The 17,098-nt window shown below is 62.4% G+C and carries 14 protein-coding genes; 10 read left to right on the forward strand and 4 right to left on the reverse strand.

Annotated elements, in window-relative coordinates; genetic code table 11:
* Positions 1-75: 75 nt before the first annotated feature.
* The 3 genes from AC07Y9_RS20560 to AC07Y9_RS20570 are packed head-to-tail and all read right to left on the reverse strand — an operon-like array spanning position 76 to position 3,627.
* Positions 76-1,962, reverse strand: coding sequence for a GldG family protein (locus AC07Y9_RS20560; RefSeq protein WP_102680308.1), 1,887 nt, complete (start codon positions 1,960-1,962; stop codon positions 76-78).
* A 10-nt stretch (positions 1,963-1,972) separates the two neighbouring features.
* Positions 1,973-2,707 carry an ABC transporter permease subunit gene (locus tag AC07Y9_RS20565; RefSeq protein WP_087090988.1) on the reverse strand — a complete coding sequence of 245 codons (735 nt, stop codon included), beginning with the start codon at positions 2,705-2,707 and terminating at the stop codon, positions 1,973-1,975.
* Entirely contained in the window at positions 2,704-3,627 is a 924-nt protein-coding gene (locus AC07Y9_RS20570; protein ID WP_007925682.1) for an ABC transporter ATP-binding protein, read from the reverse strand. Before AC07Y9_RS20570 ends, AC07Y9_RS20565 begins: the two co-directional genes overlap by 4 nt.
* A 336-nt stretch (positions 3,628-3,963) precedes the next feature.
* Here AC07Y9_RS20570 and AC07Y9_RS20575 point away from each other — a divergent pair, with 336 nt between their 5' ends.
* A complete protein-coding gene (locus AC07Y9_RS20575; RefSeq protein WP_256580965.1) occupies positions 3,964-5,007 on the forward strand; it encodes a hypothetical protein in 1,044 nt (347 codons plus the stop codon).
* Positions 5,008-5,070: 63 nt separating this feature from the next.
* Here the strand turns inward: AC07Y9_RS20575 and AC07Y9_RS20580 are convergent, their stop codons facing one another.
* Positions 5,071-5,853 (reverse strand): substrate-binding periplasmic protein, encoded by a 783-nt coding sequence (locus AC07Y9_RS20580; protein ID WP_102680310.1) that lies wholly within the window; start codon positions 5,851-5,853, stop codon positions 5,071-5,073.
* Between the two features lie 781 nt (positions 5,854-6,634).
* On the opposite strand from AC07Y9_RS20580, the gene arnB reads away from it, so the two are divergent.
* Genes arnB through AC07Y9_RS20625 form a run of 9 tightly spaced genes read left to right on the forward strand, consistent with a single transcriptional unit; the run spans position 6,635 to position 17,066 of the window.
* Positions 6,635-7,774: a UDP-4-amino-4-deoxy-L-arabinose aminotransferase gene (arnB, locus tag AC07Y9_RS20585; RefSeq protein ID WP_102680311.1), complete on the forward strand. Its 1,140-nt coding sequence runs from the start codon at positions 6,635-6,637 to the stop codon at positions 7,772-7,774.
* Between the two features lie 4 nt (positions 7,775-7,778).
* Positions 7,779-8,798, forward strand: coding sequence for an undecaprenyl-phosphate 4-deoxy-4-formamido-L-arabinose transferase (gene arnC, locus AC07Y9_RS20590; RefSeq protein ID WP_102680312.1), 1,020 nt, complete (start codon positions 7,779-7,781; stop codon positions 8,796-8,798).
* Positions 8,795-10,801: a bifunctional UDP-4-amino-4-deoxy-L-arabinose formyltransferase/UDP-glucuronic acid oxidase ArnA gene (gene arnA, locus AC07Y9_RS20595; protein WP_102680313.1), complete on the forward strand. Its 2,007-nt coding sequence runs from the start codon at positions 8,795-8,797 to the stop codon at positions 10,799-10,801. Before arnC ends, arnA begins: the two co-directional genes overlap by 4 nt.
* The gene (gene arnD / locus AC07Y9_RS20600) at positions 10,801-11,685 is read left to right on the forward strand and encodes a 4-deoxy-4-formamido-L-arabinose-phosphoundecaprenol deformylase (RefSeq protein WP_102680329.1); all 885 of its coding nucleotides are present in this window, start codon (positions 10,801-10,803) and stop codon (positions 11,683-11,685) included. The genes arnA and arnD overlap by 1 nt, the downstream gene beginning before the upstream one ends.
* Positions 11,682-13,328: a lipid IV(A) 4-amino-4-deoxy-L-arabinosyltransferase gene (gene arnT / locus AC07Y9_RS20605; RefSeq protein ID WP_102680314.1), complete on the forward strand. Its 1,647-nt coding sequence runs from the start codon at positions 11,682-11,684 to the stop codon at positions 13,326-13,328. Before arnD ends, arnT begins: the two co-directional genes overlap by 4 nt.
* Positions 13,325-13,669 carry a 4-amino-4-deoxy-L-arabinose-phosphoundecaprenol flippase subunit ArnE gene (gene arnE, locus AC07Y9_RS20610; RefSeq protein ID WP_009043831.1) on the forward strand — a complete coding sequence of 115 codons (345 nt, stop codon included), beginning with the start codon at positions 13,325-13,327 and terminating at the stop codon, positions 13,667-13,669. Before arnT ends, arnE begins: the two co-directional genes overlap by 4 nt.
* A complete protein-coding gene (arnF, locus tag AC07Y9_RS20615; RefSeq protein ID WP_053261107.1) occupies positions 13,666-14,079 on the forward strand; it encodes a 4-amino-4-deoxy-L-arabinose-phosphoundecaprenol flippase subunit ArnF in 414 nt (137 codons plus the stop codon). The genes arnE and arnF overlap by 4 nt, the downstream gene beginning before the upstream one ends.
* Positions 14,076-15,449 carry a UDP-glucose dehydrogenase family protein gene (locus AC07Y9_RS20620; protein ID WP_007925702.1) on the forward strand — a complete coding sequence of 458 codons (1,374 nt, stop codon included), beginning with the start codon at positions 14,076-14,078 and terminating at the stop codon, positions 15,447-15,449. Before arnF ends, AC07Y9_RS20620 begins: the two co-directional genes overlap by 4 nt.
* Entirely contained in the window at positions 15,450-17,066 is a 1,617-nt protein-coding gene (locus tag AC07Y9_RS20625; RefSeq protein WP_371858227.1) for an ArnT family glycosyltransferase, read from the forward strand.
* Positions 17,067-17,098 lie beyond the last annotated feature (32 nt).

A 17,098-nucleotide genomic window follows, 5' to 3' on the forward strand; every position in this document is an offset into this window, starting at 1 on the left:
GCTCCCAGCGTAGCAGCGCCTCGCCCTGGCGCTGGCCCGACCTGGCGCATGAATGGCAGGTCGGGCCCTGGTCACTTACGCTCGCCGTGAGCCGGCTACCTTGCCGAGCGGCGCAGGCTTGCGCGACACGTCCTTGCTCCGGCGCAGGTAGCGCACGACCCAGACCAGCAGCATGCCAAGGCTCAACAGCAGCGGAACCGCGGCGATATTGAGCATCTTCAAGGTCCTTCCAAGCTCATCGATATCGGCGTTCAGCTGGTATTGCACCTCGCGCAGTTCCTTGCGAATGCGGGTTTTCTCCTGCATGAACTGGCGCACCGTTGCCTGCTGCTCGGCGCTGAGGGTCTCGCCCTTGTCCGGCGAGCCCTGCAACTGCTGCAGCTTGCCTTCGGTTTCCTCGAGACTTTCCTCGAGGGCGAAGCGTTTGGCGCGGAAGCTGGCTTCGGCCTGGCGGCGCAATTGCTCCACCACCACGAACGGACGACTGTAGGGGCCGCGCGAGCGCAGGCTGTTCAGGGCGTCCGAACCGGCGAGGTTGTCCAGGGTATTGAGCACGAAGGAGGCGTTGTCGGCCCATGGCCGTGCTGCCGGGCGCCCGTTGACGTCCTGCATTTCCAGCCACATGCGGTCGCTCAACAGGTCCGTATCGGCCACCACCACCAGGTTGACCTGCTGCGCCTCCTTGAGGCCGTCCTTGCGACCCTCGATGCCGTCGGCAAAGGCCGTGCGTACCGGGCCTTGCACCCGGGCGGCGATCACGTAACGCTGGCTGGGCTGTTCCTGGTCGCGCAACATCTGTTTGCGGTCGGCAGGCTTGTCAAAACGGTCCGCCTCGAAGGCCTTGGCCGAGTCGGAGCTGTACATCAGCGGTGTGAAGTGCGTGCTGGCTCCGGCCACCGGTTCGAGGATGCCGGCGGTGGTCAGGGCAATGAACTCCAGCCCGGCGGTACTCGGGTCCTGCTGGCTCAAGGCAGCTTGCGGCACACCCAGGGTGAACGGCCGCGGCAGCGGACGCCCGTCCTCCTCGGAACTCTCCAGCAAGGCATAGAGGTTGTCCCCCACGACCTTGCCCGACTGCATATGGATGCCCCAGGCCTTGAACAGCGGCTCGAGATTGGAGGACTTGTCCTTGCTCTGGATGCCAAAGTACTCCTCACCGGAGTCCTGCTCGCTGTAGGGGTCGACGAAGGCCAGCAGCTTGCCGCCGCGCAACACGAACTGGTCGATGGCGTACAGGGTCGGCTGCGAGAGTTTTTTCGGGTGCAGCAACATCAAGATGTCGACGTCTTTCGGGATGTCCTGGGTATCGGGCTTGAGCTGTTGCAGATCGAACTCCCGACGCAGCTCCTGGAGCAGCATCCACGGCTCGGTCTTGCTCTGCGTGCGGATATCGAAGCCACCGTTGGCCGGCAGGCTGCTCAAAAGGCCCAGGGTCGGGCGCTTGGGGTTGGCCAGGGTCTGCAGCAAGCGGCTGATGTCGTACTCGAGAAACTCTTCCTGGTCCGGCGCGAAAAACTCGATCGCCTGGGCGTTGTTTTGCTCATCGGTACCGGCCAGGCCGAAGTACACGGGCGCCCCGCCCTGCCCCAACGGCACGGCCTGCAGGCCGAACTCGCTGGCCTTGTCCTCTTCCGCGGAAAACGGCAGCGGATCGATGACGTGCAGGCGGATCTTGCCGTCGGCCTCGCGCTCGTAGACTTTGAGCAGTTCCTGGACGCGCTGGGCATAGCCGCGCATCGGCACCAGTTCCTTCGAGCCGCTGTCGGAAAAGTAGAAATACAGGTCGAGCGGTTGTTTCAGCTCCGCGAGAATCTGCCGGGTGCCGGCGCTGATGGAGTAGAGCTTGTTCTGGGTCAGGTCGAGCCGGACACCGGTGAGCAGCAGCCCGGTCGCCAGGTTGAAGGCCAGGAACAGCAAGGCAATCAGCAACAGGCCGGAAGTGGAATACAGCATGCGTTTCATCGAATCGTCCTCACTCGGCTTTCTTCAGGTTGACCGTCACCACCGTGGCCATCAGCCAGGCGACGATCACGCTGAGGAAATACAGCGGATCGCGCAGGTCGATCAGCCCTTTGCTGATCGCGCCGAAATGCGTCAGCAGGCTCAGCGAGGCCAGCAAGTCCAACAGCCATTGCGGCGCCCACGGGTTGAGTGCATCCAGCACCAGGGAGAAGCCGCAGGCAACGAACAGGAAACACACCATGAAGGCGAGGATCAGGGCGATCACCTGGCTCTTGGCCATGGCCGACATGCAGGAGCCGATCGCCAGGTAGGTGCCGGCGAGCAGCCAACTGCCCAGATAGCCGGTCAGTATCACGCCGTTGTCCGGGTTCCCCAGGTAATTCACGGTGAGCACCATGGGCAGGGTCAGCAACAGGGTGATGCCGGCGACGGCCCAGGCGGCGAGGAATTTGCCGACCACCGCTTCGAAACAGCTCACCGGCAGGGTCATCAGCAATTCGATGCTGCCGGACTTGCGCTCCTCCGACCACAGGCGCATGGCCAGGGCTGGCAGCAGGAACAGATAGAGCCAGGGATGGACGTCGAAGAACGGCGCCAGATCCGCCTGGTTGCGCTCGTAGAAACTGCCCAGGTAGAAGGTGAAGACGCCCGAGAGCACCAGGAAGATCTCGATGAACACGAAGGCCAGCGGCGTGGCGAAATAACTGCCCAGCTCACGTTTGAAAATCACCGGTAACTGTCTCATGCCGACTCTCCCCGGGTCAGGGTCTGGAAGACCTCGTCAAGACGGCCCTGCTCCAGTTCCAGGCGCTTCATCTTCCAGCCACGCGCGGTCACCAGCGCGTTGACCTGAGGGAAAATCACCTCGCCGGGCCGCGCCAACAGCGTCAGGCTGCCTTCGGCCGGGTTCTCCTCGACGCCCGCCACGCCCGGCAATACCACCAGGGCCAGCAGGTCCAGCGGCTCGTCGGCCTGCAAGGTCACCGCCTGGCGATAGCGCGAACTGCGCTCCAGCTCATACGGAGTGCTGTCGGCCAGCAAGCGGCCATTACTGATGATCAGGGCACGGTTACAGACGGCCGAGACTTCTTCGAGGATGTGGGTCGAGATGATCACGATCTTGTCCTGGCCCAAGTCCTGGATCAGTTGGCGAACCAGTTGCTTCTGGTTCGGGTCGAGGCCGTCGGTGGGTTCGTCGAGGATCAGCACCCGCGGATCGTGGAGGATCGCCTGGCCCAGGCCGACCCGGCGGGTGAAGCCCTTGGACAGGGTCTCGATGGTCTGCCGGCGGACGTCGCCGAGCTCCAGCAGGTCGATCACCCGGTCCACCCGCTCACGCTTCTGCGCACCGCGATAGCCGCGAACACTGGCAATGAACTCAAGAAAGCCCTGTACCGCCATGTCGCTGTAGCTGGGCGCGCCTTCCGGCAGGTAGCCCATCTGCTGCTGGGCATGACGGGTCTGGGTGCGGATGTCGAACCCCAGGATGCTCGCGGTGCCAGAGGTCGGCGCCAGAAAGCCGGTGAGCATTTTCATCGTGGTGGATTTGCCTGCACCGTTTGGCCCAAGAATCCCCAGAACTTCTCCCGGGCCGATATGACAGGACAGATCGTCGACCGCGACCTGCCCGGAAAAAGACTTGGTTAGTTTGGATATTTCGATCATGGCTTCCAGGTTCAGCAAGAAAAGTCTGAGGTGAACAGCTAAAAGCCATTCATATTCAGCAGGGGGTTGAGATTGGATAGTTGCAACAGGATCAACAGCTGTGTTGTGCCGGAATGGGCGCAATACAATACACGCTGGTATTTTTAATGAGGGTATAAATCCATGTGAATAAGACCATTCAATAGAATTATAAGATTTATCCTATGCAATCGGAGTATTGCTCTTAACGCCAGCCGACATTATTTCCTAGTATCCTAGCGCTCATGTTTTTTACTTGAGTTTACTGGGTGACATATGCTCTTACGCACTATCTTCATTGAAAACAAAGAGCAGCAAATGCTGACAGCGGCTTTGCTCTGCAGTTTTTCTGTTCCAGAAGCAGGTCGAAACTTTCTCGCCTATAGCCTGAACGAAAGCCTTGATGACGATAATCTGCGCGTCTATATCGCCTTGTTATTCAACGAAGGGGGCAATTACTGCCTGGGCGCCCTGGACTCGGACGAGGACGGGCAGCTGGCGATTCGCGTGTTCAGCCAGATCCTGCGCGAGGCAGCCACCGGCGAACACCGTGAAAGCGATGTGCCCTACCATCTGCTGGACCTGAACAAACAACAGTTACCCCCCGCCGCCGCGGCGGACCATCGCCTGTTGAGCACCAAGAAAGAGTGGATCGCCAAGCTGCTGAGCTTTCAGAATTCGGCTCAATTCGGCCCGGCGGCCGAGCATTTGCCCACAGCCATCGATGACCAGCAACTCGACGCCGCCCTGGCGCAGCTCGACGAACAGGCAAACGACAGCGCCGAGCAAGAACACCACGAATCCACCGCGGCTGCGGGCAGCTGCGCAACGCAAAGCCCCCAGCCAGATGCGCCCGAAGCCGAAATTCGCTACTCCGATGCCGGCCCCCTGCCAATACCGGACGAACAGCAACCCCCAGCCGAACCCCAGGATGAAGCCTGGCCTTTCCCGGGCGCCGACCCCGAGCACTTCCTGCAGGATGTCGAGGCGAGCCTGATGGAGTTTTCCAGCATCGCCAATCGGCTCAAGCAACAGAAACTGCAAAGCCAGGCGCAACAGCAGACCCTGGACTCCAGAGAGTCCCAACTGCAGGAGAAAGAGCGCGCGTTCGAACAGAAGGAAGAGCAGTTACAGCAACTGCAACGGCAACTTGATGAAGATCGGCAATCCGACAGCACGGTGCGGGCGCAACAAGAAGCGCGTCAGTGCGAACTGGATAAACGCGAAGAAGCATTGCAGCAAAAAACCAGGGAGCTGGCGGAGCAATTCAAGAAGCTCAACCATGCCAAGGACAACTTCAACAACACCCTTAGAAGCCTCAACGAGGTCATTCGGCTCAACGAGGATGCACTATCCGAATAAGCTTTTCTTGCTCGCCGGACAGACTCTAATTACTACCAGGCTCGGTAAACCTGAAGCGGCTAATTATAAATTGCCAGACTCTGCCAAAGGGGCGTTATTCAGATAGCGGTCTTTGACTTTCTCGATATAACCATCACGGCGCATGGTCTCTATGGCTTTCGCAACATGAGTCACGACCTCGGCGTCGCACACTTTGGAACAGGCGAGGTAAAGCTCATGACTCACCATGGGGGGGCTCATCAACAGCGGCCGGCTGGAGACGTGCTTCCAGATATACCGACTTTCCTGAACCCCGTTGAACCAGGCATCCACCCTGCCCTTCAACAACAATTGCGCGGGGTTCTCGCCGATCTTGATCGCATAGATCTGCTCCGGGGCGAAGCCTTTGCTGCGCAGGATTTCTTCCTGGGCACTGCCCAGCCCCACGGCGATGGCCTTGAAACGCTGCCGGGCCTCTTCGAAGCTCGTCACTTTATGCTCGAGGCTGAAAAACGCCCGATCCATCGGCATGATCGGGGCAATCCAGGTGTAGCGATCTTCCCGATCGGGTGTGCGGCTGAGCGGCGCGATCAGGACGTTGTCCTTTTCAAGGGCGTATTTCTGCGCCCGCGCCCACGGCAGGGTTCTGGGTTCGCTGGCATATCCACTGTTGTTCAGCGCCCGCAGAACAATGTCGCCGACGATGCCGTGACGATCGCCCTGATTGACCATGGTCAGGGGCGGCGCGTCCGGGATCAGAAACTCGAGGGCTTCGTGCGCCTCGAGCACAGGAACCGTTCCCAGGAATAGCGGCAGTAACAACAGGCTGAAAAGAAAAACGCCTTTGGCGGGTGTTCTGTCAATCACACAACGAGCCTCTTGTTGGCTTCTATTCGTTATTGAATGGCCGGTGGTTATTCAGCGGTGAATGAGAGCAGTGTTATTGCCAGCGCCTTCCCTCTCCCGGATTCCGCCGACAATAGCGCCGGTTTTTTCCACATTGTTTGACTTCAGGCAAACGATCGAGCGCCGCTACAAACCCGACGGAGTATACGACGGGAACGCCATGGCCCTATCAAAGGTCGTATCGGTCGCCGATGGTCGAGCGCCCCGAAGGTGTCAAGGCAGCAAGATAGAGCGTCCACGGATCGGTGGCGTGCAAACGGAAGCTCCTTGGTTCAGGTGGTGCTTGAAAAACAGTGGTATCTGCAAAGGCAAAAAACCTCTCTCGGTCAAGCGACTTTTATCCATGTTATCCGCGAAAAAGAACACCTTGGGGATGCTGTAACAGGGGGTTTCCCGATCAACTAGTGGCGAAGTCTGAACACTGGCTGTCTAGGTGAAAGATAAACGCTCCGTTGGCCTTTTTTTCATGTTCGTTTCACATTTTTCCGCTTAACCTGAATCCATTCATAGACGCAGGGAATCAGTCAGGTCATCTAATTGAAACAAAAGCTAACACACTGATCTGGCTTTACTTTTACCCTGCATGGTCTTTACTGCAATCAAGCATGGACGACCACACCGACCTCACTTATGGACGCGCTTCAATGACCGAACCAAAAACGCCTTTTTTGAATAATCCCAGATGTGGCACAGGCGCTTTTTCTCCTTTCGATTGCTGAAATCCTTTTCCCCCGAGGTCTCAATGAACCAGGCATTCCTTCCTTTCTCGCGCCCGAGTATTGGCGATGAAGAGATCGCTGCGGTCGAGCAGGTTTTACGCTCTGGCTGGATCACCACCGGACCGAAAAACCAGGAGCTCGAGCAGCAATTCGCCGCGCGGGTCGGCTGCAAGCACGCGGTGGCGCTGTCATCGGCCACCGGCGGCATGCACATTACCCTGCTGGCGCTGGGCATCGGCCCGGGCGACGAGGTGGTCACCCCCTCGCAGACCTGGGTTTCCACGGCCAACATGATCTGCCTGCTGGGGGCGACGCCGGTCTTCGTCGATGTCGATCCGCACACCCTGATGACCGATGCCGCCACGATTGAAGCGGCGATCACACCGCGAACCAAAGCAATCATCCCGGTGCATTACGCCGGTGCCGCCTTCGACCTCGACCCGCTGTACGCCCTGGCCGACAAACACGGCATCGCGGTGATCGAAGACGCCGCCCACGCCGCCGGCACCACCTATCGCGATCGGCCCGTCGGCGCCCGGGGCACGGCGATCTTTTCCTTCCATGCGATCAAGAACATGACCTGCGCCGAAGGCGCGATGTTCGTCAGCGACGACGAGGCCCTGGCCAACCGGGTGCGCATGCTCAAGTTCCACGGCCTGGGCGTCGACGCCTATGACCGCCTGACCCACGGGCGCAAGCCCCAGGCCGAGGTGATCGAGCCCGGCTTCAAATACAACCTGGCGGATATCAATGCCGCCATCGCCCTGGTGCAGTTGCAACGCCTGGACGCGATCAATCGTCAGCGCGAGGTCCTGGCCAAGGCCTACCTGGAGCAACTGCGCGACCTGCCGGTGCAACCGCTGCACCTGCCGCAGTATCCGCAGCAACATGCCTGGCACCTGTTCATCCTGCGCATCGACGCCGAGCGTTGCGGCATCGATCGCGACGGCTTCATGAAGGCCCTGCAGGAGCAAAATATCGGCAGCGGCATCCACTTCGTCGCCACTCACCTGCACAGCTATTACCGCCAGCGCTTCCCGGATGTGCATTTGCCCAACACCGAATGGAACTCGGCACGCCTGTGCTCGATTCCGCTGTTCCCCGACATGACCCTCGACGATGTCGAGCGGGTCGTCGGCGCCATCAAAACCTGTCTGGACTGAAACCTTGAAACCTTATCCAATCCAGTTCGTGTCGATCGTCATTCCGGTCTACAACGAAGAAGAAAGCCTGCCCGAACTGCTGCGGCGCACTGAAGCGGCCTGCCGCCAGCTCAAGCACGATTTCGAGATCGTCCTGGTGGACGATGGCAGCCGCGACGAATCGGCACAGATCCTCGAGGAAGCGGCCGGCCGCGAAGGCAGCCCGGTGGTGGCGGTGATCCTCAACCGCAACTACGGCCAGCACGCGGCGATCATGGCCGGTTTCGAGCAGTGCCGTGGCGACGTGGTCATCACCCTAGACGCCGACCTGCAGAACCCACCGGAAGAAATCCCGCGCCTGGTGGCCCAGGCCGAGCTGGGCTACGACGTGGTCGGCACGGTGCGCAACAACCGCCAGGACTCCGCCTGGCGCCGCTGGCCATCGAAGCTGATCAACCTCGCCGTGCAACGCTCCACTGGCGTGGCCATGAACGACTACGGCTGCATGCTGCGCGCCTACCGCCGCAGCGTGGTCGACGCCATGCTCGCCTGCCGCGAACGCAGCACCTTCATCCCGATCCTGGCCAACAGCTTCGCCCGCCACACCACCGAAGTGCTGGTGAACCACGCCGAGCGTGAACACGGCGACTCCAAGTACAGCCCGATGCGCCTGATCAACCTGATGTTCGACCTGATCACCTGCATGACCACCACGCCGCTGCGCCTGTTGAGCATCATCGGTTTCAGCATGGCCGGCCTCGGCGTGCTGTTCGCCCTGCTGCTGATCTTCCTGCGCCTGGTGTTCGGTTCCGAATGGGCCGGCGACGGTATGTTCGTGCTGTTCGCCATCCTGTTCGTGTTCACCGGTGGCCAGTTCATCGGCATGGGCCTGTTGGGCGAATACCTGGGCCGCATGTACAGCGATGTGCGTGCCCGTCCACGCTTCTTCATTGAAAAAGTTCTGCGCAGCCAGCCTGCCGCCCCTGCTCCCGCTGTCACGGTCGACGGTCTAACTTCCACTCTCTCCGATCAGGTTTCGCCATGAGTCATAAAGCTGTTGTCTTCGCCTACCACGATATCGGCTGCGCGGGCATCGAAGCCCTGCTCAACGCGGGTTATGAAATCGGCGCGGTCTTCACCCATGCCGACGATCCGAAGGAAAACACCTTCTACGGCTCCGTGGCCCAACTGTGCTCGCTCAAGGGCATCCCGGTGCATGCCCCGGACGACGCCAACCACCCGCTGTGGGTCGAGCGCATCGCCAAACTCAACCCCGACTACATCTTCTCCTTCTACTATCGCAACCTGTTGAGCGAAGCGCTGTTGGCCACCGCCAGCAAGGGCGCCTTCAACCTGCACGGTTCGCTGCTGCCGAGCTACCGTGGCCGCGCGCCGGCCAACTGGGTGCTGGTCAACGGCGAAAGCGAAACCGGCGTAACCCTGCACCGCATGGTCAAGCGTCCAGATGCCGGGGCGATCGTTGCCCAGCAGCGGGTGGCCATCGAGCGCAGCGATACCGCGCTGAGCCTGCACGGCAAGCTGCGCGATGCCGCCGCCAGCCTGCTGCGCGACACCCTGCCCGCCCTGGCGCAAGGCAAGGTCAGCGAAACCGCCCAGGACGAATCCAAGGCCAGCTACTTCGGTCGCCGTACCGCGGCTGATGGCAAGCTGCTGTGGAGCCAGCCGGCCGAGCAACTGTTCAACCTGGTGCGGGCCGTGACCAAGCCTTACCCGGGCGCGTTCTGCGCCGTGGGCGAGCACAAGCTGATCGTCTGGAGCGCCGAGGTCATCAAGGGCAACGAAGGCCAGGCCCCGGGGCGGGTGATCAGCGTCGACCCGCTGCGCATCGCCTGCGGCCAGGACTCGCTGCTGATCAACGCCGGCCAGCGCAACGACAACGGCCTGTACCTCAGCGGCCCGCAACTGGCCAACGAGCTGGGCCTAGTGGATGGCTCGCTGCTGCGCGGCGCCGAATCCGGTCGTGCCCCGCGGCGCACCCGGGTGCTGATCCTCGGCGTCAACGGTTTCATCGGCAATCACCTGTCCGAGCGCCTGCTGCGTGACGACAAGTACGAGGTCTACGGCCTGGATATCGGCTGCGACGCCATCGAGCGCCTGCGCAACCATCCGCATTTCCACTTCGTCGAAGGCGACATCAGCATTCACTCCGAGTGGATCGAGTACCACATCAAGAAGTGCGACGTGGTCCTGCCGCTGGTAGCAATCGCCACCCCGATCGAATACACCCGCAACCCGCTGCGTGTGTTCGAACTGGACTTCGAAGAGAACCTCAAGCTGGTCCGCTACTGCGTCAAATACAACAAGCGCGTGATCTTCCCGTCGACCTCCGAGGTCTACGGCATGTGCCAGGACCGGAACTTCGACGAAGACACTTCCAATCTGATCGTCGGCCCGATCAACAAGCAGCGCTGGATCTACTCGGTGTCCAAGCAACTGCTGGACCGGGTGATCTGGGCCTACGGCAGCAAAGGCCTGAACTTCACCCTGTTCCGTCCGTTCAACTGGATGGGCCCGCGCCTGGATCGCCTGGATTCGGCGCGCATCGGCAGCTCCCGGGCCATCACCCAGCTGATCCTCAATCTGGTGGAAGGCACGCCGATCCGCCTGTTCGACGGTGGCGAGCAGAAGCGTTGCTTCACCGACATCGCCGACGGCATCGAAGCCCTGGCGCGCATCGTCGACAACGAGAATGACGCGTGCAACGGTCAGATCATCAACATCGGCAACCCGGACAACGAAGCCAGCATCCGCCAGTTGGGCGAAGAGCTGCTGCGTCAGTTCGAGGCCCATCCGCTGCGTGGCAACTTCCCGCCGTTCGCCGGTTTCCGCGAGGTCGAGAGCAAGTCCTTCTACGGTGCCGGTTACCAGGACGTGGAACACCGCAAGCCGAGCATCGCCAACGCCAAGCGCCTGCTGAACTGGGAGCCGACCGTCGAGATGAAGGAAACCATCGGCAACACGCTGGACTTCTTCCTGCGCGAAGCCATGCTCGAAATCGCGGAGCACTCTAAAGAAGAAGCATGTTGATGCAGGCAGGTCTGCGAATCGATGTCGACACCTATCGCGGCACCCGTGAGGGGGTGCCGCGGTTGCTGGAACTGCTCGACGAGGCCGGGATCAAGGCCACCTTCTTCTTCAGCGTCGGCCCGGACAACATGGGGCGCCACCTGTGGCGCCTGATCCGTCCGCAATTTTTGTGGAAGATGCTGCGCTCCAACGCCGCCGGTCTGTATGGCTGGGACATCCTGCTGGCCGGCACCGCCTGGCCGGGCAAGCCCATTGGCCGCGACCTTGGGCACCTGATGCGCCAGGCCCGGGACGCCGGCCATGAAGTCGGCCTGCACGCCTGGGATCACCACGGCTGGCAGGCCAATGCCGGGCGCTGGGACCCGGCGCAGTTGATCGAGCAGATCCGCCAGGGCGTCGACACCCTCAATGACATTCTCGGCCAGCGCGTCGACTGCTCGGCCGCCGCCGGCTGGCGCGCCGACGAGCGTGTGATCGAGGCCAAACAGGGCTTCGGCTTTCGCTACAACAGCGATTGCCGCGGCACGTCGATCTTCCAGCCCCGGCTGGCGGATGGCGGCGTGGGCGCCCCGCAGATTCCGGTCGATCTGCCGACCTTCGACGAAGTGGTCGGGCCCGCCGTCGCGGCCCACGACTTCAACACATTCATCCTGGACCGGTTCAGCCCTGACAGGCTCAACGTCTACACCATTCACGCCGAGGTCGAAGGGATTCTGATGGCCAACGATTTTCGTCAACTGCTGGCGCAAGCCCGCCAGCGCGACATTCATTTCACTACCCTGGGCAACCTGCTGCCCGCCTCCTTGCAGAGCCTGCCCCAGGGGCAGGTCATTCGTGGCGCCCTCGAGGGTCGCGAAGGCTGGCTGGGGGTGCAAGGCGCATGACCAGACGCTGGGCCCTGCCTCTTCTATTGATTGCCTTCGGCCTGTTCTACCTGCTGCCGATGGCCACCCACGGTTTGTGGATTCCCGATGAAACCCGCTATGCGCAGATCAGCCAGGAAATGCTCCTGACCGGCCACTGGGCATCGCCGCATTTCATGGGCATCCGTTATTTCGAGAAACCGGCCGCCGGCTACTGGATGATCGCCCTCAGCCAGGCGCTGTTCGGCCAGAACCTGTTCGGCGTGCGGGTCGCTTCGGCCCTGAGCATGGGCCTGAGCGTGCTGCTGGCCTATTTGATGGCCAGGCGGCTGTGGAACGACCCGCGCAAGAGCCTGGTCTGCGCCCTGCTGTACATGAGTTTCTGCGTGGTGGTCGGCGCCGGCGGTTATGCCAACCTCGACCCGCAGTTCACCTTCTGGGTCAACCTGAGCCTGGTGGCCCTGTGGTTCGCCCTGGACAACCAGACGCTACGCAACCGCCTGCTGGCCTGGGCCGGCCTGGGCTTCGCCTGTGGCATGGGCTTCATGACCAAGGGTTTCCTCGCCTGGCTGCTGCCGGTGCTGATCGCCCTGCCCTACATGTTCTGGCAAAAACGCCTGCGCGAACTGTTCACCTACGGCGGCGTCGCGGTGCTGGTGGCAATTGTCGTGAGCCTGCCGTGGGCCCTGGCGGTACATGCCCAGGAAGCGGATTACTGGCGGTTCTTCTTCTGGCATGAACACATCCGCCGCTTTGCCGGTGACGATGCCCAGCACGCCTCGCCATGGTGGTACTACCTGCCGTTGCTGGTGGCGTTCAGCATGCCCTGGGTCCTGGTGCTGCCCGGTGCCTTGAAGCAGGCCTGGCAGACACGGCGCCAGGCGAGCATCGGTTTCCTGCTGCTGTGGCTGATCCTGCCGCTGGCGTTCTTCAGCCTGAGCAAGGGCAAGTTGCCGGCCTATATCCTGCCGTGCCTGCTGCCGCTGGCCTTGCTGATGGGCAACAGCCTGAGCGACCGGCTGCACGCCGGGCAAACCCGGATCATCCGCCTCAACGCTGTGCTCAACCTGGTGCTGGGCCTGTTACTGCTGTTGGCGCTGGTGTACTTCCAGCTGAAGAAGCCGCTGTATAGCAACGAGCCCGGGCATCTGGTGCTGGTGTTCCTGGCCCTGCTTGGCTGGAACATGAGCAACCTGCTGCCGGCCTTCCGTCCGTTGCAACTGTGGGCCGCGCCGGCGCTCGGCAGCTGGCTGTTCATCGCCCTGCTGCCGGCCGGCCTGCCGAACTCGGTGGTCTACAACAAGATGCCGGATCAATTCATCATCGATCACGCCGAGGAACTCGCGAAGAGCCACACCCTGGTGAGCAACGACCTGGGCGCCGCCTCGGCCCTGGCCTGGCGCCTCAAGCGCCCGGATATCGCCTTGTACAACACGACAGGCGAAGTGAAATATGGCCTGGCCTATCCTGACACTCAGCATCGTTATATCGACCTGCGCAAGGTCGGCGAATGGATGCCCGAGGCCCGCAAGCAAGGCCAGGTGGGCGTGGTGATGCGGGTCAATGGCGACGAGCACTACGAAATCGATCTGTTGCCGCAGGATTTCAAACGTTATGACCAGGGCAATCTCGTGATCCTGATCTTCCCTCAGAGCCAGCCATGAGCCTGTTGCTGCTGCTCGCCGCCTGCCTGCTGACCTGCCTGGGCCAGATCGCGCAGAAGTTCGCCGTGGAAAGCTGGCGTGGCCAGCCTTCGGGCGCGCTCGCCAAACTGCGCTCGCCCTGGCTGTGGCTGGCCCTGGCCAGCCTCGGCCTGGGCCTGCTGGTATGGCTGCTGGTGCTGCAGCGGGTCGAGGTTGGCATCGCCTACCCGATGCTCAGCCTGAACTTCGTGCTGATCACCCTGATCGCCCGCTTCGTCTTCCATGAAGCCATCGACCGCCGCCACTGGCTGGGCGTGGCGCTGGTGCTGGCTGGCGTGTTGCTGTTGAGTCGCCACGCATGAACCGGGCTCTGGGCTTCACCTTCGCCATGGGCAGCGTGCTGCTGGTCAGCGCCGCGCAACTGGGCATGCGCTGGAGCATGACCCGCCTGCCGGTACCCGCGGACTGGCTGGCGGCACTGTCCGGCGGCCAGGTCGACCTGCTGGCGCTGGGCGTGGTGCTGGCGGCGATCCTCGCCTATGTCCTGTCGATGCTCTGCTGGCTGCTGGCCCTGCGCGACCTGCCGTTGGGCCGGGCCTATTCCCTGCTCAGCGTCAGCTATGCCCTGGTCTACCTGCTGGCCGCCAGCCTGCCACTGTTCAACGAACCGTTCAGTCTCTCGAAAACCCTGGGGGTGGCGCTGGTCATCCTCGGCGTCATTACCATCAACTCACGACCTGCTCCCGCGACAAGTCCCAGGAATACCCCATGAAAATCAGCGTATTTGGAAGTGGTTACGTCGGCCTCGTGCAGGCCGCCGTGCTGGCCGAAGTCGGCCACGATGTCATCTGCATGGACATTGACGAACACAAGGTCCAGCAGCTGCAACAGGGGCACGTCAGTATCTTCGAACCCGGGCTGTCGAGCCTGGTGCGCGACAATCTGGAAAGCCGGCGCCTGAGTTTCACCAGCGACGAAAAGCTCGCGGTGCAACATGGCCAGGTGCTGTTTATCGCGGTCGGCACGCCGTCCAGCGAGGACGGCTCGGCCGACCTGCGCTACGTACTGTCGGTGGGCGACGCCGTGGCCCGGCACCGCGAGCAGCCGGTGATCCTGGTGGAGAAATCCACGGTGCCGGTAGGCACCGGCGACACCTTGAAAGCGCACATCGAAAAGGCCCTGGACGGGCGCGCCCTGCAGTTCGATATCGTCTCCAACCCGGAATTCCTCAAGGAAGGCTCGGCGGTGTCCGACTGCCGCCGGCCGGACCGGATCATCGTCGGTTGCGAGCGCGAAGAAGTCCGCGATGTGATGCGCGACCTGTACGCACCGTTCAACCGCAACCATGACCGCATCATGTTCATGGACCTGCGCAGCGCCGAGCTGACCAAGTACGCCGCCAACTGCATGCTGGCGACCAAGATCAGCTTCATCAACCAGATCGCCGAGCTGGCCGAACACCTGGGAGCCGACATCGAGTCGGTGCGCCTGGGGATCGGCGCCGACTCGCGCATCGGCTATCACTTCATCTACCCGGGCTGCGGTTATGGCGGCTCGTGTTTCCCCAAGGACATGCGCGCGCTGATCCACAGCGCCGAGCAGGCCCATTGCTCCAGCGACCTTTTGCAAGCGGTGGAAGCCATCAACGAACGGCAGAAACACAAGCTGTTCGAGCGCATCAACGCCTTCTACAAGGGCGACCTGAAAGGCAAGACCTTCGCCCTCTGGGGCCTGGCCTTCAAGCCCAACACCGACGACATGCGCGATGCCCCCAGCCGGGTGCTGCTCGAATCATTGTGGGCCGCCGGCGCCAACGTGCGCGCCTTCGACCCGGAAGCCATGCAGGAAACCCAGCGCCTGTACCCCGACGAACCGAAGCTGATGCTGATGGGCACCCCGGAATCGGTGCTCAACGACGCCGACGCGCTGATCATCTGCACCGAGTGGCAGCAGTTCAAGGCGCCGGATTTCCAGCTGCTGCAACAGCGCCTCAAGGCCCCGGTGATCTTCGACGGGCGCAATCTGTACGACGCCGAGCGCCTGGCCCGCAACGGCTTCACCTACTTCCCGATCGGCCGCGGCGAGTCGCGCCAGCTGCCGATTCCTCATCGGCAATGGGCCGGCATACCGGTTGAAGCCTGAGTGATCCCGCGCGCCGTCCCCGCCCAGACACTGCACAGGCAAGCGTTGGGGCTGGGGCTGCTGGCCCTGCTGCTGTTCTGTGCCGGGGTCTACCAGCAGGCGGTGACCGGTTTCGACTCCAGGTTCGTCCTGTTCGCCAAGGAAATGCTGCGCCATGGGCCGGGGTTCTTCCCCACCACCTATGGCCAGCCCTATGCCGACTACAGCAGCGCCTCGACGCTGCTGATCTATCTGTTCTCGCTGCCGTTCGGCCGGGTCGTCAGCCTGAGCGCCTGGCTGCCCACGGCCCTGGCTTCGGCGACCATAGTCAGCCTGATCTATCGACTGCTGGCGCCCTACTCACGAACCTGGGCCCTGCTCAGTGTCGCCCTGCTCCTGCTCAGCAATACCTTTATCTGCGAAACCCGCGCCGTGTCCCTGGACCAGATACTCGCCGCCCTGGCGTTGGCGGTGTTCTACCTGGGGTATGCCCACGATCACTTCGCCGCGCCGCGCCGCCTGTGGCTGATCCTCGCATTGCTGGTCGCAGGGTTCGCCATTCGCGGACCGATCGGCCTGGTGATTCCCTGCGGCATGCTGTGCAGCTATTACCTGCTCGAAGGCCAGTGGCGACGCATGCTGGTGTTCGGTGGCAGCGCCCTGCTGCTGTTGCTGGCATGCGTGGTGCTATTGCTGTGGCTGGCCCGACTGAGCGGCGGCCCGGCCTTCATGCAGGAGGTGATCCGCATGCAGTTCACCGGGCGCCTGGACGGCAGCGAAGGCAGCAGCGGCCCGCTCTATTACTTCAGCAGTTCCCTGGGCAACTACGCCCTGGCCTACCCGCTGGCAATCCTGACCTGGATCGGCGTGCTCCTGGCGCCGCGTGGCGAGCCGGATCCGGCGCTGAAACTGCTGCGCCTGTGCACCGCCGCGGGGCTGCTGGTGATGATCGGCCTGTCGATTCCCCAGGCCAAGAAAGCCCGTTACCTGCTGCCGATGCTGCCCATGGCGGCGATTGTCGCGGCCTACCCGTTCCAGGCGCGCCAGGGGCGCTTCCTGGCCTGGCTGCAAACCGCGATCCAGGGGCTATGGCTGTTGCTGCCGGGGCTGTTGATCGTCGGGTTGCTGGTGCTGCAACGCAAGTTTCCCGAGCAACTGACGGATCTGACCGCAATGCTAGCGCTCCTCGGGCTGCTGCAAGGGGCCGCGCTGCTGATGCTGGCCCAGCCGCGCTGGCGGGCCGTCGGCCTGGCCTATACCGCGGTGCTGGCGGTGTGGACCACCTATATCGGGGTGTTCGAGCCGGTCGAACGCCAGCTGTACGACACCCGCGACTTCAGCCTCGCGGCGCAACGGTTGATCCAGAGCGACCCGGCACCGCTGGTGTTGCATGCCATGGGCAAGGACGCCAAGGCGATCAAGTTCATGGTCCACCTCGACCAGGACCTGCAGCCGCTGTTCACCGAGCGCCCCGAGGCCCTTGCCGCCATCCCGGGCCCGGCCTGGGTGCTGATGGATCGAGGCGAGCTGGCGACGCTGAAAGCCACGCCGTTGGCGCGACTGACCCCGGTGCTCGGCGGGCGTTTCGACAACAACGACTACGTTATGCTGCACCTGCCCGCCACCACCCAACCCTGAACGGTTGCCTGGCCGCGCCCTGGCTCCTTACA

This window comes from Pseudomonas sp. GW456-L12 (genome assembly GCF_059424045.1).